At 72.9% G+C, this 15,210-nt stretch carries 12 protein-coding genes; 5 read left to right on the top strand and 7 right to left on the bottom strand.

Going from position 1 to position 15,210, the window contains the following annotated elements:
- Positions 1 to 9: 9 nt before the first annotated feature.
- From ACH4K1_RS05410 to ACH4K1_RS05425, 4 genes are all read right to left on the bottom strand, one after another.
- Complete coding sequence (locus ACH4K1_RS05410) at positions 10 to 1,467, bottom strand: NCS2 family permease (RefSeq protein ID WP_398086898.1); 1,458 nt, start codon at positions 1,465 to 1,467, stop codon at positions 10 to 12.
- Positions 1,468 to 1,790: 323 nt separating this feature from the next.
- Complete coding sequence (locus ACH4K1_RS05415) at positions 1,791 to 4,205, bottom strand: xanthine dehydrogenase family protein molybdopterin-binding subunit (RefSeq protein ID WP_398086900.1); 2,415 nt, start codon at positions 4,203 to 4,205, stop codon at positions 1,791 to 1,793.
- Complete coding sequence (locus ACH4K1_RS05420; RefSeq protein ID WP_398086901.1) at positions 4,202 to 4,801, bottom strand: (2Fe-2S)-binding protein; 600 nt, start codon at positions 4,799 to 4,801, stop codon at positions 4,202 to 4,204. The genes ACH4K1_RS05415 and ACH4K1_RS05420 overlap by 4 nt, the downstream gene beginning before the upstream one ends.
- 2 nt (positions 4,802 to 4,803) lie before the next feature.
- A complete protein-coding gene (locus tag ACH4K1_RS05425) occupies positions 4,804 to 5,694 on the bottom strand; it encodes an FAD binding domain-containing protein (protein WP_398086903.1) in 891 nt (296 codons plus the stop codon).
- 335 nt (positions 5,695 to 6,029) lie between these two features.
- On the opposite strand from ACH4K1_RS05425, the gene ACH4K1_RS05430 reads away from it, so the two are divergent.
- Both ACH4K1_RS05430 and ACH4K1_RS05435 read left to right on the top strand, forming a co-directional pair.
- Positions 6,030 to 7,775, top strand: a complete 1,746-nt coding sequence (locus ACH4K1_RS05430) for a PucR family transcriptional regulator (RefSeq protein ID WP_398086904.1) — start codon at positions 6,030 to 6,032, stop codon at positions 7,773 to 7,775.
- Between the two features lie 171 nt (positions 7,776 to 7,946).
- Positions 7,947 to 8,729 (top strand): hypothetical protein, encoded by a 783-nt coding sequence (locus ACH4K1_RS05435; protein WP_398086906.1) that lies wholly within the window; start codon positions 7,947 to 7,949, stop codon positions 8,727 to 8,729.
- A gap of 354 nt (positions 8,730 to 9,083) precedes the next feature.
- Here ACH4K1_RS05435 and ACH4K1_RS05440 read toward each other — a convergent pair whose 3' ends face one another.
- Positions 9,084 to 9,911: a GntR family transcriptional regulator gene (locus ACH4K1_RS05440; RefSeq protein ID WP_398086907.1), complete on the bottom strand. Its 828-nt coding sequence runs from the start codon at positions 9,909 to 9,911 to the stop codon at positions 9,084 to 9,086.
- Between the two features lie 146 nt (positions 9,912 to 10,057).
- Between ACH4K1_RS05440 and ACH4K1_RS05445 the strand changes: the two genes are divergently transcribed.
- Entirely contained in the window at positions 10,058 to 10,906 is an 849-nt protein-coding gene (locus ACH4K1_RS05445) for a (2Fe-2S)-binding protein (protein ID WP_398086909.1), read from the top strand.
- Between the two features lie 192 nt (positions 10,907 to 11,098).
- The gene (locus ACH4K1_RS05450; RefSeq protein WP_398086911.1) at positions 11,099 to 12,202 is read left to right on the top strand and encodes a DUF2637 domain-containing protein; all 1,104 of its coding nucleotides are present in this window, start codon (positions 11,099 to 11,101) and stop codon (positions 12,200 to 12,202) included.
- Positions 12,203 to 12,226: 24 nt separating this feature from the next.
- Here the strand turns inward: ACH4K1_RS05450 and ACH4K1_RS05455 are convergent, their stop codons facing one another.
- A complete protein-coding gene (locus ACH4K1_RS05455; RefSeq protein WP_398087434.1) occupies positions 12,227 to 12,604 on the bottom strand; it encodes an ATP-binding protein in 378 nt (125 codons plus the stop codon).
- 343 nt (positions 12,605 to 12,947) lie between these two features.
- Here ACH4K1_RS05455 and ACH4K1_RS05460 point away from each other — a divergent pair, with 343 nt between their 5' ends.
- Positions 12,948 to 13,382 (top strand): ribonuclease domain-containing protein, encoded by a 435-nt coding sequence (locus tag ACH4K1_RS05460; protein ID WP_398086913.1) that lies wholly within the window; start codon positions 12,948 to 12,950, stop codon positions 13,380 to 13,382.
- 73 nt (positions 13,383 to 13,455) lie between these two features.
- Here the strand turns inward: ACH4K1_RS05460 and ACH4K1_RS05465 are convergent, their stop codons facing one another.
- Positions 13,456 to 15,198 (bottom strand): pyruvate dehydrogenase, encoded by a 1,743-nt coding sequence (locus ACH4K1_RS05465; RefSeq protein ID WP_398086915.1) that lies wholly within the window; start codon positions 15,196 to 15,198, stop codon positions 13,456 to 13,458.
- Positions 15,199 to 15,210 lie beyond the last annotated feature (12 nt).

The raw sequence follows: 15,210 nt of genomic DNA on the forward strand, positions 1-15,210 counted from the left end.
GCGGGTGCGTCAGTGGACGCCCAGCCAGCTCTCGATCGGGTTGAGGGCGAAGAAGACGGTGAAGATCACCGTCAGCCCCCACATGAAGGCCCCGACCTCGCGGGCCCGCCCCTGGGCGAGTTTGATGGCGCTGTACGAGATGACGCCCGCGGCGACACCGGTGGTGATGGTGTAGGTGAAGGGCATCAGGACCACGGTCAGGAAGACCGGGACGGCGACCGAGCGGTCCCCCCAGTCCACGTGCCGGGCGTTCTGCATCATCATCGCTCCGATGACGACGAGAGCGGCGGAGGCCACCTCGGTCGGGACGATCGCGGTGAGCGGGGTGAAGAAGAGGCAGGCGGCGAAGAAGAGGCCGGTGACGACGGAGGCGAGCCCGGTCCGGGCCCCTTCGCCGACGCCGGTGGCCGATTCGACGAAGACGGTCTGGCCGGAGCCGGAGGCGACGCCGCCGATGACGCCGCCGGCGCCGTCGATGAACAGCGCCTTGGACAGGCCCGGCATCCGCCCCTTGTCGTCGGCGAGCTTCGCCTCGGTGCCGACGCCGATGATGGTGGCCATCGCGTCGAAGAAGCCGGCCAGCACCAGGGTGAAGACGATCATGCCGACGGTCATCACGCCGACGTCGCCCCAGCCTCCGAACTCGACGTTCCCGAAGAGCGAGAAGTCGGGGGCGGAGACCGCGCCGCCGGTGAGCTCCGGCGGTCCGCTGCTCCACGCCTTGGGGTCGATGTCCATGATCGCGTTGATCACGATCGCCACCGCGGTGCCGACGACGATGCCGATCAGGATCGCGCCGGGGACGTTGCGCGCCTGGAGCATGAAGATGAGCAGCAGGGTGACGCAGAAGATGAGGACGGGCCAGCCGGTGAGTTCCCCGGCGGGGCCGAGGGAGACCGGGGTGGCCTTGCCCTGGTGGACGAAGCCGGCCTTGTAGAGGCCGATGAGGGCGATGAAGAGCCCGATGCCCATGGTGATGCCGTGCTTGAGCGCGAGCGGGATCGCGTTCATGATCAGCTCGCGGAGGCCGGTGACCACCAGGAGGCAGATCACCACACCGTAGACGACGCACATGCCCATGGCCTGCGGCCAGGTCATGGTGGGCGCGACCTGCGAGGCGAGCACGCCGGAGACGCTGAGCCCGGCGGCGAGCGCGAGCGGCACCTTGCCGACGAACCCCATGAGCAGGGTCGTGGCGGCGGCGGCGAAGGCGGTCGCGGTGATCAGGCCGGGCTGGCCGAGGAGGTTTCCGTCGACGTCCTCCCCGCCCAGGATCAGCGGGTTGAGCAGGAGGATGTACGCCATGGCCATGAAGGTCGTGACGCCGCCGCGCAGTTCGCGCGCGACGGTGGAACCCCGTTCGGATATGTGGAAGTACCGGTCGAGCCATGATCTTCCGGCGGGTACGCGCGAGCCGGGGCCCGCCTCCTCCGGACTGGTCTTCGGTTCCACTGACTGCTGGGTCATGATGCCTGACTCCCAAGGTTCACAGGGGCACCCGCCTGGAGATTCCTGAATGCGGGATTTGGGATGGCTGCGTCGGCCGCACGACCCGGGGACGGCCGGGACGGAGTGGTGAGGCAGAACGGATGCGCCGGAGGCACGGATGATCCGTGAGGCATGCCGTGCACGGCGGTACGGCGGTGAGGAACCGCGAGCGGTGCGGTACTCGGTGGCTCCGGGCGGTGCGGGGTGCGGAGAAGTGTGACGTTCCCGGCGCCGCGCACCGCCCGGAGGGTTCGGAGGGCCGCCGGGCGGACGGCCGGGGGGGGCGCCCGCCCGGCGGGCTCTCAGGTGCCGGTGAGGTGTTCGGGCCGCACCGGCGTCCTGTCGAGCGCCAGGCCCGTCGCGTTCCGGATCGCCGCGAGGACGGCCGGGGTGGACGAGAGGGTGGGGGCCTCGCCGATGCCGCGCAGCCCGTACGGGGCGTGCTCGTCGGCGAGTTCGAGCACGTCGACGGGGATCGTCGGCGTGTCGAGGATGGTGGGGAGCAGGTAGTCCGTGAAGGACGGGTTGCGCACCTTCGCGGTCTTCGGATCGACGATGATCTCCTCCATCACCGCGACGCCCATGCCCTGGAGGGTGCCGCCCTGGATCTGGCCGAGGACGGAGAGCGGGTTGAGCGCCTTGCCGACGTCCTGGGCGCAGGCCAGTTCGATGACCTTGACCAGGCCGAGTTCGGTGTCGACCTCGACCACGGCGCGGTGGGCGGCGAAGGAGTACTGGACGTGGCCGTTGCCCTGGCCGGTACGCAGGTCGAAGGCTTCGGTGGGCCGGTGGCGCCACTCCAGCTCGACGTCGACGACCTCGTCCTCCAGTACGTCGGCGAGGTCGGCCAGCACCTCGCCCCCGTCGGTGACGACCTTGCCGCCCTCCAGGAGGAGTTCGGCGGTGGCCCAGGCCGGGTGGTAGGAGCCGAACCTGGTGCGGCCCAGCTCCAGGACCTTCTCCCGTACGGCTTCGCAGGAGTTCTTGATCGCGCCGCCGGTGACGTACGTCTGCCGGGAGGCGGAGGTGGAGCCCGCGGAGCCGACGCGGGTGTCGGCCGGGTGGATGGTGACCTGGTTGACGCCGAGTTCGGTCCGGGCGATCTGGGCGTGGACGGTGACGCCGCCCTGGCCGACCTCGGCCATCGCGGTGTGCACGGTGGCGACCGGCTCGCCGTTGATGACCTCCATCCGGACGCGGGCGGTGGAGTAGTCGTCGAAGCCCTCGGAGAAGCCGACGTTCTTCAGGCCGACCGCGTAGCCGACGCCGCGCACGACGCCTTCGCCGTGGGTGGTGTTGGAGAGTCCGCCGGGCAGCGCCCGTACGTCCACGGAGGCGCCCTCGCTGCCGGCCGTCAGCCACTCCTGCTCGGGCGGCATCGGCCGGGCCTTGACCCGGCGCAGCAGTTCGGCGACCGGGGCCGGCGAGTCGCAGGGCTGTCCGGTGGGCAGCAGGGTGCCCTGCTCCATGGCGTTGAGCTGCCGGAACTCGACCGGGTCCATGCCGAGCTTCGCGGCGAGCTTGTCCATCTGCGCCTCGTAGGCGAAGCACGCCTGGACCGCGCCGAAGCCGCGCATCGCGCCGCAGGGCGGGTTGTTGGTGTAGAGGGCGATCGCCTCGATGTCGACGTCCTCGACCTTGTACGGTCCGACCGAGAGCGAGGAGGCGTTGCCGACGACGGCCGGGGAGGCGGAGGCGTAGGCCCCGCCGTCCAGGACGATGCGGCACTTCATGTGGGTGAGCTTGCCGTCCTTGGTGGCGCCGTGCTCGTAGTGGAGCTTCGCCGGGTGCCGGTGGACGTGTCCGAAGAAGGACTCGAACCGGTTGTAGACGATCTTGACGGGCTTGCCGGTGCGGAGCGCCAGCAGGCAGGCGTGGATCTGCATCGAGATGTCCTCGCGGCCGCCGAAGGCCCCGCCGACGCCGGAGAGCGTCATGCGGACCTTGTCCTCGGGCAGGCCGAGGACGGGGGCGATCTGCTTGAGGTCGGAGTGCAGCCACTGGGTGGCGACGTACAGCTCGACGCCGCCGTCCTCGGAGGGTACGGCGAGGCCCGACTCGGGGCCGAGGAACGCCTGGTCCTGCATGCCGAAGGTGTACTCGCCGGTGACGACGACATCGGCGCGCTTGGCGGCCTCGTCGGCGTCGCCGCGGACGATCGGCTGCCGGTGCACGATGTTGGGGTGCGGTACGTGGCCGATGTGGTGGTCGTCGCGGTTCTCGTGGACGAGGACGGCGTCGGGCGCGGTCGCCGAGGCCTCGTCCGTGACGACGGGCAGCTCGCGGTACTCGATCCTGATCTTGGCGGCGGCACGGCGCGCGGTCTCCGGGTGGTCGGCGGCCACGAGGGCGACCGGTTCACCGTGGTGGCGGACCTTGCCGTGGGCCAGGACCGGGGTGTCCTGGATCTCCAGGCCGTAGTTCTTCATCGCGGCGGGCAGGTCGTCGTAGGTCAGGACCGCGTAGACCCCGGGCGTCGCGAGCGCCTCGGAGGTGTCGATGGAGACGATCTCGGCGTGCGCGACGGTGGAGCGCAGCGTCTGGCCCCACAGCATGTCCTCGTGCCACATGTCGGAGGAGTACGCGAACTCGCCGGTGACCTTGAGGGTGCCGTCGGGGCGGAGCGTGGACTCGCCGATGCCGCCCTTCGTGGGCGACCCCTGGGTGATCTTGGTGGGTGTTCCGGCCGGTGCGTTCCGGGCCTGGGGCGTGGTCATGACCGGTCCGCCTCTCCCTGGCGGGCGGCCGCGAGGCGGACCGCGTCCAGGATCTTCTCGTACCCGGTGCAGCGGCACAGGTTGCCGGAGAGCGCCTCGCGGATGTCCTGGTCGGACGGGGAGGGGGTGTTCTCCAGCAGTTCGTCGGCGGCGACCAGCAGGCCGGGGGTGCAGAAGCCGCACTGGACGGCTCCCGCGTCGATGAACGCCTGCTGGATCGGGGCCAGTTCGACGGCCTCGCCGGTCTGGCCGTCGGTGGGCCGGGCCTGCCACCGCTGGGCGGCGTCCAGGGTGGTGCCGCACCCGCCGGAGGCGCAGCCGCCGCCGGGGTGGGCGTCCTCGCGGTGCTTGGCGTAGTCGGCGAGCCCCTCGACGGTGACGACCTCGCGGCCCTCGACCTGGCCGGCGGCGACGAGGCAGGCGCAGACCGGGACGCCGTCCAGGCGGACCGTGCAGGAGCCGCATTCGCCCTGCTCGCAGGCGTTCTTGGAGCCGGGCAGCCCCATGCGCTCCCGCAGGACGTAGAGGAGGGACTCGCCCTCCCACACGTCGTCGGCTTCCTGCCGACGGCCGTTGACGGTGAAATTGACTCGCATGGTTACGCGGCTCCTTCCAGCGCGCGGCCCGCGCCGCGGTACTGCTCCCAGGTCCAGCCGAGCGTGCGGCGGGCCATGATGCCGACCGCGTGCCTGCGGTACTTCGCCGTACCGCGTACGTCGTCGATCGGGTTGCAGGCGCCGGAGGCGAGGGCGGCGAACTGCTGGGCGATCGACGGGGTGATGATCTTTCCGTTCTCCCAGAAGCCGCCCTCCTCCAGCGCGGCGTTCAGGAACTCCTCGGCCTCCTTGGCCCGGATGGGCGTCGGGGCGGCGGAGCCGATGCCGGTGCGCACGGTGCGGGTCTCGGGGTGCAGGGCGATGCCGAACGCGCAGACGGCGATGACCATGGCGTTGCGGGTGCCGACCTTGGAGTACTGCTGGGGTCCGTCGGCCTTCCTGATGTGCACGGCGCGGATCAGCTCGTCCGGCTCCAGGGCGTTGCGCTTGACGCCCGTGTAGAAGGCGTCGATGGGGATCAGCCGCTTTCCGCGTACGGACTCGGCCTCGACCTCGCCGTCGGCGGCGAGCAGGGCCGGGTGGGCGTCGCCGGCCGGGGAGGCGGTGCCGAGGTTGCCGCCGACCCCGCCGCGGTTGCGGATCTGCGGGGAGGCGACGGTGTGCGAGGCGAGCGCCAGGCCGGGCAGCTCGGCGCGCAGGTGCTCCATGATGCTGCTGTACGGCACGGAGGCGCCGAGACGTACGTTCTCCTGGCCCACCTCCCACTCGGACAGCTCACCGATCCGGTTCAGGTCCAGGAGGTACTCGGGCCGCCGGTGGTCGAAGTTGATCTCGACCATGACATCGGTGCCGCCCGCGATGGGCACAGCCGTGGGGTGCTCGGCCTTGGCGGCGAGCGCCTCCTCCCAGCTGGCGGGGCGAAGGAAGTCCATGAGTGGCTCTCTTCTCGATCGGGTGGTTCGCCGGGACTGGGGACGGCCGGCCCTCGACTGGGCGTTCATGCGGTGTTCACGCGGTGTGTGGCCCAGTACACAAGCCGGGCCCGGGCCGGTGCAGTCACCGAAACACCGAAGGAGTTGGCTGGTCTCCGTTCTCGTCTTGTAGATTCGAACGAATGGCGGAGGTTCGTCATCTCTCCGCAATTCACAGGTACCCGCTCCACCCCACCCCTCCCCCCACCCCACGGCCCCCTTCACCCCCTCGCGGCCACCGGCCCCACCCCCACCCCCCTCACCCACTCCTTCCACGAAAGATCGGCGGCGACGAGATGCGGCTGCGCGCACTGCTGGAGACCGACGCGCTGGGCCTCCGGCTGCTCGGCGGCGAGGACGAGCTGGACCGCACGGTCCGGGGCGTCATGACGACCGACCTGCGCGACCCCAGCCGCTACCTCTCCGGCGGCGAACTGGTGCTCACGGGCCTCGCCTGGCACCGGGGCGCGGCGGACTCCGAGCCGTTCGTCCGGATCCTCGCGGGCGCGGGGGTGGCCGGCCTCGCGGCCGGCGAGGCGGAGCTGGGGGACGTCCCCGCCGATCTGGTGGAGGCGTGCCGGCGCCACCGCCTCCCGCTCTTCGCGGTGCACGAGACGGTGGCCTTCGCGACGATCACCGAGCACGTCGTACGCCAGGTGTCCGGCGAGCGGGCGGGGGACCTGGCGGCCGTGGTGGACCGGCACCGGAGGCTGATGACCTCGGGCCCGGCGGGCGGGGGCCCCGAGGTGGTCCTGGACCTCCTCACCTCCGACCTGGACCTGCGGGCCTGGGTGCTGTCCCCCACCGGCCGCCAGGTCGCCGGGGCGGGCGCCCCGCTGCCGGGTCCGCTGGGCACGGCGCTGGCCGGTCACCACCTGGCCGCGACCCGCGCCGGCCGCCGGGCCCCGCACCGGGCGGCCGTCGCCGGTACGACGTACTCGCTCTTCCCGATCCGGAACACGGGGCGGGGTTCGGCGGCCGCCGTCCGCGATGTACGGGAGTCGGTCCTCTCCGACTGGCTGCTGGCGGTCGAGGCGGACGCCTCGGACTGGCCCGCCGCCCGCCTCGACCTGCTCCAGGGCGTCACCCAGCTGATCGTGGTCGAGCGGGACCGCCGCGACGCGGCCCGTACCGTACGCCGCCGGCTCGCCCAGGAGGTGCTGGAGCTGGTCCAGGCGGGCGCCGCCCCCGCGGAGATCGCGGCGAGGCTGCGGGTCGCCGCTCCGGTCCTGCTGCCCGGCCTCGGCGCCGCCCCGCAGTGGCAGGTCGTGGTGGCCCGGCTCGACTGGAGCGCGGCGGGCGGGCCGGCCGCCGCGGGCGACATCGCGAGCGGGCCGGTGGCGCAGGCGCTGCTGGAGGAGATCCTCGTCGATCCGGCGGTCGGCGGCCCCGACTCGGCCGACCGGATCGCCGTCGCCCACACGGGTGAGGAGGCCATCGCGCTGGTGCCGCTGCCCTCCCCGGCGGACCCGCCCTCGGACGCCGGGGAGGGCGCGGCGGGGGCCGCGGCGGACGGCGCGGACGCCGACGCTCCCCACGGGGAGCCCGGACTCCACGCCGACGCGCTGCTCGCCTCCGTGCGCGAACCGCTCTCGGCCGGGCTCGCCGACGACGGCCGGCTGACACTCGGTGTCAGCGCGGCCGTGCACTCCGCCGAGGGGCTGCGCGGCGCGCTGGAGGAGGCCCGGCACGCGCGGCGGGTGGCCGCCGCCCGGCCCGGCCGGGTCTGCGCCGCCGGCCACCACGAACTGGCCTCGCACGTGCTGCTGCTGCCGTTCGTCCCCGACGACGTCCGGCGCGCCTTCACCGCCCGGCTGCTGGACCCGCTGCGCGACTACGACCGGCGCCACCGGGCAGAGCTGATCGAGACGCTGGAGGCGTTCCTGGACTGCGACGGGTCGTGGACCCGCTGCGCGGCCCGGCTGCACCTGCACGTCAACACCCTGCGCTACCGCGTCGGACGAATCGAGCAGTTGACGGGGCGTGACCTCGCGCGCCTGGAGGACAAGCTCGACTTCTTCCTCGCCCTGCGCATGAGCTGACGCTCCGGCGGCGGACGGGGCCGGCGGGCCCCGGAGCGCTCCCGCCGATTGTGAAATATTTCACCTGACATCGTCCGGCCCTCTTGGCCCGGAGTGCCGATCCGTGCTGAGATGCGCCGTACCCAACAGCACGATGGCGCGCTCGGGGAGGGCAATGTGGCGCATACCGCCATGTCTGGTTCCGGAACGACAGCAGATGACGATCCGCCGCTCCAGACCGCGGTATGGCGGCTGCGGTCCCGCGCCTGCTGGACAGACGCGGCCGCCCTCCTGGAGCGCCACGCGGGTACCGACGCGGCGGCCGCCCTCCAGCGCACCGCGCTGCTGACCGAGCGGTGCCTGTACACCGGGCAGGGCTGGACCGAGGCGGAGGACGCCCTGCGGACGGCGGAGGCCGTCGCCCGCAGCGACGACGAACGGGGGTCGGCCGCCTCGGAGCGGGGTCACCTGGCGTACGCCTCCACCCTGCTGGCGGTACGGGACCGGGCCGACGAGGCGAGCGTGGCGCTCAGCCGGTCGGCGGCGCTGCTGGCCCCCGCCTCCCCGGCCCGGCCGCTGCTGGACTTCCGGCGCGGGCTGATCGCCCAGAACATCGCGGAGTCGCCGCAGTCGGCACGGGCCGCGTTCCGCCGGGCGCACGCCGGTGCGGCGGCGCAGGACGACGCGCTGCTGCTGTCGTCCACCTGGCGACACCTGGCCGCCCTCGACCTGCGCGAGGGGGAGCTGGCCGCAGCCCGGCAGGGCTTCGCCGAATCGCTGCGCATCCGCGAGGAGTTGGGGTTCCTGGTCGGTACGGCTCCGGCGCTGATCTCGCTCGCGGAGACGGCGGAGGAGCCGGAGGCGGCCCGGCTGCGCGCCGAGGCCGGCCGGCTGTTCCGGCTGCTGGGCGGCGTGCCCACCTGGCTGGCCCCGTACCTGGGACCGCCTGCGCCCCGCCCGGGCGGGGCGGACTGAACCCTCGGGGTCCACCGGCTCCGGCCCGGCCCCGGTCGTTCGGGGGGCGAGCCGAGGCCGGTGCGGACTGCACGGGTACGGGCCGTGCATCCGCCTGACGGCGCGGGCGACGGGGTCGGGTGCGCCGCCGGTGCGGACGCGACCCCTGCGGACGCGACCCGTTGGAGTGCGGGCCGTCCGGGTGAAAGCGGCGGGCGACCGGGAGGCTCGGGTAGCCGGGAGCCTCCGTGACCAGGAGCCTCCGGTGACCAGGAGGCTCGGGTGGCCGGGAGGCGCGGGTGGCCGGGAGGCGCGGGTGGCCGGGAGGCGCGGGCCTCCCGGGCCGCGGCCCCCTGGGCCACGGCCCTCTGCGCGTCAGCTCTCGGCGCCGGTGAAGTGCTCGCTGACCAGGGCCCGGACGACGGTCAGGTCCTGGGCGACGAGCGCGTCGAGCAGGGCGGTGTGCTCGGAGGCGTCCGCGAGCAGATCGGCCCGGCGGGCGGCGGGCCCCGAGACGGGCGGCCACTGGGCGCGCCGGTGCAGTTCCTCGGCGACGGCCACCAGCTGCCCGTTGCCCGACAGCGCGAGGACCGCGCGGTGGAAGGCCCGGTCCGACTCCGCGTAGGCGGCCAGGTCGCCCACGGCCGCCGCCGCGACCGTGGCGTCCGCCAGGGGGCGCAGGGCGCTCCAGCGGCGCGCCGGGACCGTACGGGCCAGGTCCAGCATCACCGGGACCTCGATCAGGGCCCGCACCTGCGCCAGCTCGGCCAGCTCGCGGGGGCCGCGCTCGCTGACCCGGAAGCCGCGGTTCGGCACGACCTCGACCGCGCCCTCGGCGGCCAGCTGCTGCATGGCCTCGCGCACCGGGGTCGCGGAGACCCCGAAGCGCGCGCCGAGCGCGGGGGCGGAGTACACCTGGCCGGGCGCCAGCTCGCCGTCGACGAGGGCGGTGCGCAGGGCGTCCAGGATCTGTCCGCGCACGGAGTGCCGCCGCACGGCGCGCGGCGCGGGCGGCTCGCCCGGAAGGCGCTCCCCGTGGGTGTGTTCGCCCCGGGCCCGCTCGGGCTCCGGAGCGCGTCCAGGCTCCGGAGCGCGTCCGGGCCCCGGCGCCTGTGCCGGAACGCGCGCCCCGACCACCGCGCGCGGGAACACGCCGGGGGCGTACGCCGGACGTGCGCCGTCGTGCGCGCTGCCCTGCTCCACCCGGACCTCCTCCGCCCGCCGCATGCCGGCTCGCGTGGGCCGGACCTCCTGTGCACGATAGAGGGAGAAGGTCGCGGTTCCTACCTCGACGAGATCGGATAAGGTAAGCCTTACCTGCAACCGATCCCGATTCGGTGGTCCCCTGCATGCCTCTCTCCCCGCCGCTCACCGACGCCGCGACGTCCCCCGCGGCCGCCGCGTACGCCCGCCTGAGCGAGGTGTTCCCCGGCCTGCGGGTCGACGTGCTCGACGGCGACGCCGCCGCCCCGTCCGGCGCGGGCTGGGTCGGCGCGGCGGAGCTGGCGGCCGGCGGGGAGGCGGTGGACTCCTTCCTCGCCTGGGACGACGCCCAGGTGGTGCGCGACTACGGGCAGCGGGCCCGTCCGGACGTGGTGGCCAGCTTCGGACTGCACCGGTACGCCTGGCCCGCCTGCCTGCTGGTGACGGTCCCGTGGTTCCTTCAGCGCCGGGTGCCCCGCGTCCCGGTCGGGGCCGTGGCCTTCCAGCGGGCGCTGGGGCGCCTGACGGTGCGGACCGGGGAGTTCGCCTGCCTGCCGGACGACCCGGCGGCCGCGCTGCCCGGGGCCCGGACCGTCCCGGACGAGGCGGCGCTGCGGGCCGAGGTCCTGGACTCCCTGGCCGAACACCTCGGCCCGGTGCTGGAGGGCTTCGGACCGCGCATGCGGCGCGGGAAGCGGGCCCTGTGGGGGATGGCGACGGACGAGATCGTCGAGGGCCTCTGGTACATCGCGCACCTGCTGGGCGAGGAGCGCCGAGCGATGGCCGAGCTGGAGCTGCTGCTCCCCGGCACCACCAAGCCGTACGCCGGCGGCGCGGGCTTCCGGGAGCTGACCGGGCCCGACGGGCAGCCCCTGCCGACCCGGGACCGGGCGAGCTGCTGCCTGTTCTACACGCTGCGGCCCGACGACACCTGCGTCACCTGCCCGCGCACCTGCGACGCGGAGCGGGTGCGGAAGCTCGCCGCGGCTTCCTGATCCACACCGCCCTTCCGGAGGACGGAAAATCGAACACAACTCGGCTTTACCGAGCGGGAGTTCGAGGAATTTCCACCCATCGATAGCGCCTCCCACCCCCATGGCGTGCTCTTGTCCCGAAACCACCGGAGCGGCACGGTAATTCCGTCACGATGGCGCACGAAACGCCCTACGTGACGCAAGGGACCGCGCATGAGACTGACCGACATATCGCTTGACTGGCTGCTTCCGGGCGCCGTACTGCTCGTGGGGGTCATGGCGGCGGTGACGGTGGTCGCACGCGGCAAGCGTGCCGCCGGCAAGGCCGCGGCGGCCGACGACTCCTGGGAACGCAGCGAGGAACGCCGCAGGCGCAAGGAGGCGCTGTACGCCACCGCCTCGTACGTCCTGCTGTTCTGCTGCGCGGCGGTCGCCGCCGCGCTCTCCTTCCACGGGCTCGTGGGCTTCGGCCGGCAGAACCTGAACCTCAGCGGCGGCTGGGAGTACCTGGTCCCGTTCGGGCTGGACGGGGCCGCGATGTTCTGTTCCGTGCTGGCCGTACGGGAGGCGAGCCACGGAGACGCGGCGCTCGGCTCCCGGCTGCTGGTGTGGACGTTCGCCGGGGCCGCCGCCTGGTTCAACTGGGTGCACGCGCCCCGGGGCATGGACCACGCGGGCGCACCGCACTTCTTCGCGGGGATGTCCCTCTCGGCCGCGGTGCTCTTCGACCGCGCGCTGAAGCAGACCCGCCGTGCTGCGCTGCGCGAACAGGGGCTGGTGCCCCGTCCGTTGCCGCAGATCCGGATCGTCCGCTGGCTGCGGGCCCCCCGGGAGACCTTCGGCGCCTGGTCGCTGATGCTCCTGGAGGGCGTCCGCACCCTGGACGAGGCGGTGGACGAGGTGCGGGAGGACCGCAAGGAGCAGGAGCAGACCCGGCTGCGCCGCCGGGAGCAGGCCAAGCTGGACCGGGCCCGCATCAAGGCCCTGAACCGGCAGAACCGGGCCTGGGGGCGCGGTGTCCGGGGCGGGCACCAGGTGGACGCGCCCGCCCTCGCCCCGTCGCCGGCCGGCTCCGCGCCGGCCGTCACGGAGCCCGCCATAGCGGAGCCGGGTCAGCTGCCCCTGCGACCCCGGCCATCCCTGCAAGCCGTCGGCCCGAAGCAGGCGGACGGCCCGGGTTCGAAGAGCCTGGACGCGCCCAGCCGGGGAAGTGACCCGCGGACCGTCGACCTCACCGCCGAGGACGACACCCAGACACTCCCCCGGCTGGACTCCCTGGAACAGAAACTCAAGGACCTGGAGCAGCAGTTCGGCTGAACCCGTGGTGCGGCGGAGGGCCTTTCAGGGCCTTCCGCCGTGCAGTTCGAACCAGACGACCTTGCCCAGGACCTGTGCTTCCACCCCCCACGCGTCGGCCAGGCTACGGACCAGGATCAGCCCCCTGCCGTGCGTACCGTCGTCGGCGTTCGGTACGTACGGGGCGGGCAGGTCCTCCGAAGCGAAGTCCTGTACCTCGACGCGGAGTCGGGCGGGCGTCGCCGTGGCGGTGACCACGGCGCCGTGCCTCGTGTGGATGAGGGCGTTGGTCACCAGTTCGCTCACCAGCAGCTCCGCCGCCTCGACCTGCTCCCGTCCGGAGCGGTGCTCCAGGAACTCCCGCAGCTCCCGGCGGACTTCCCCCACCGCGGACCGGTCGGCGTGGCCGACTCTTCGGCGCATCCGGGCCGGCTGCGGCGCATCGCCCGGTCTGCGCCCCCGGGGGCCGCGCACCTCGACGACCCCGGCCCTCTTCTGACGTTTCGTCATTTCCCCCGCCCGCACAGTCGCCTACCCCCTTCGGTCCGGCTGCCCGTCGAACAGCCTCACGGGATGCATGCCCCTGTACGCACACGGTCACGCTTGTCGGCTCATCCCTACGTGTGCGGCCGGAAGCGGCGAGGGGCGCACAGAACATCCCACCCGCGCACGCCATCACCACATAGGCGCAGCCGAGGTCAACATCCTGCGAGCAGGGGGTGGTTGGCGTTGACCGTGCGCCGTCTACGCGCGTCATCATGATGGGATGCGCATCCCCCCACGGATCACCCGGTTCGGCGGCGCGGCCGCCCTCCTCTCCCTCCTGATCGCCTCGGGGCCGGTCGCGGCCCAGGCGGCCGGCCCCGCCACGGCCACCACCGTCTCCCACTCCGCGTCCGCGTTCCGTGCGGCGGCGGTCGGGAGCATCTGCTACTCGGCCCTGCCGCCCCAGGCGCACGACACCCTGGACCTGATCGAGCGGGGCGGCCCCTTCCCGTACGAGCAGGACGGCACCGTCTTCCAGAACCGCGAGGGCCTGCTCCCCGACCGGTCAACCGGCTACTACCACGAGTACACCGTGATCACGCCCGGCTCCGAGACCCGCGGCGCCCGCCGGATCGTCACCGGTGAGCAGAACGAGGAGGACTACTACACCGCCGACCACTACGCCTCCTTCGACCTGGTCGACCACGGCTGCTGATCCGACGCCGAGCCTCCCCCCGGGGCCGGCGGTCACCCCGGTGGCCGCCGGCCCCGGCCCGGGCGCCCAGGGGTCAAGGGCGCGGCACGTTGCGGAGGTTGGAGCGGGCCATCTGGAGCATCCGGCCCACTCCCCCGTCCAGCACGATCTTGCTGGCGGAGAGCGCGAAGCCGGTGACCATGTCGGCGCTGATCTTCGGCGGGATGGAGAGCGCGTTCGGATCGGTGACGACGTCGACGAGTGCGGGGCCCTTGTGCTTGAACGCGTCCTTGAGCGCGGACTGCAGCTGCTTGGGCTTCTCCACCCGTACCCCGTAGGCGCCGGCCGCGCGGGCGATGGCGGCGAAGTCGGGGTTCTTGTTGGTGGTCCCGTACGACGGCAGCCCGGCCACCAGCATCTCCAACTCGACCATGCCGAGGGAGGAGTTGTTGAAGAGGACGACCTTCACCGGCAGGTCGTACTGGACCAGGGTGAGGAAGTCGCCCATCAGCATGGAGAATCCGCCGTCGCCGGACATCGCGACGACCTGCCGGTTCCGGTCGGTGAACTGGGCGCCGATCGCCTGCGGCAGCGCGTTGGCCATCGAGCCGTGGCTGAACGAACCGATCACCCGCCGCTTGCCGTTGGGCGTCAGGTAGCGGGCGGCCCACACGTTGTTCATGCCGGTGTCGACGGTGAAGACGGCGTCCTCGTCGGCCATGTCGTCCAGCACGGAGGCGACGTACTCGGGGTGGATCGGAACGTGCTTGTCGACCTTGCGGGTGTACGCCTTGACCACGCCCTCCAGGGCGTTGGCGTGCTTCTTCAGCATCCGGTCGAGGAACTTGCGGTCGGACTTGGGCTGCACCCGGGGGGTGAGGCAGCGCAGGGTCTCGCGCACATCGCCCCAGACCGCGAGGTCGAGCTTGGAGCGGCGGCCGAGGCGCTCGGGGCGCACATCGACCTGGACGATCTTCACGTCGTCCGGCAGGAAGGCGTTGTACGGGAAGTCCGTGCCGAGCAGGATGAGGAGGTCGCACTCGTGCGTCGCCTCGTACGCGGCCCCGTAGCCGAGCAGTCCGCTCATACCGACGTCGTACGGATTGTCGTACTGGATCCACTCCTTGCCGCGCAGCGCGTGGCCGACCGGGGACTTGACCTTCTCGGCGAACTCCATGACCTCGGCGTGCGCCCCGGCGGTTCCGCTGCCGCAGAACAACGTCACCCGTTTGGCCTCGTCCACCATGCGGCAGAGCTTGTCGATCTCGTCGTCGCCGGGCCGTACGGTGGGCCGCTCGGTGACGAGCGCGTGCTCGATGGACTTCTCGGGGGCGGGCTTGGACGCGATGTCGCCCGGCATGGTGACGACGCCGACCCCGCCGCGCCCGATGGCGTGCTGGATCGCCGTCTGGAGCAGCCGGGGCATCTGCTCCGGGTTGGAGATCATCTCGTTGTAGTGGCTGCACTCCTGGAACAGCAGCTCCGGGTGGGTCTCCTGGAAGTAGCCGAGGCCGATCTCGCCGGAGGGGATGTGCGAGGCGAGGGCCAGCACGGGGGCCATCGACCGGTGGGCGTCGTACAGGCCGTTGATCAGGTGCAGATTGCCGGGCCCGCAGGAACCGGCACAGGCCGCGAGGGAGCCGGTGACCTGCGCTTCCGCACCGGCCGCGAAGGCGGCGGTCTCCTCGTGCCGGACGTGGATCCAGTCGATGGAGGAGTTACGCCGGATGGCGTCCACGACGGGGTTCAGGCTGTCGCCGACGACGCCGTACAGGCGTTTGACGCCTGCCCTGGCGAGGATGTCGACGAACTGCTCCGCCACGTTCTGCTTGGCCATGGGTGCGCGCCC

Origin of the sequence: Streptomyces sp. NPDC017448, assembly GCF_044330565.1 — a bacterium.
GTDB lineage: Bacteria > Actinomycetota > Actinomycetes > Streptomycetales > Streptomycetaceae > Streptomyces.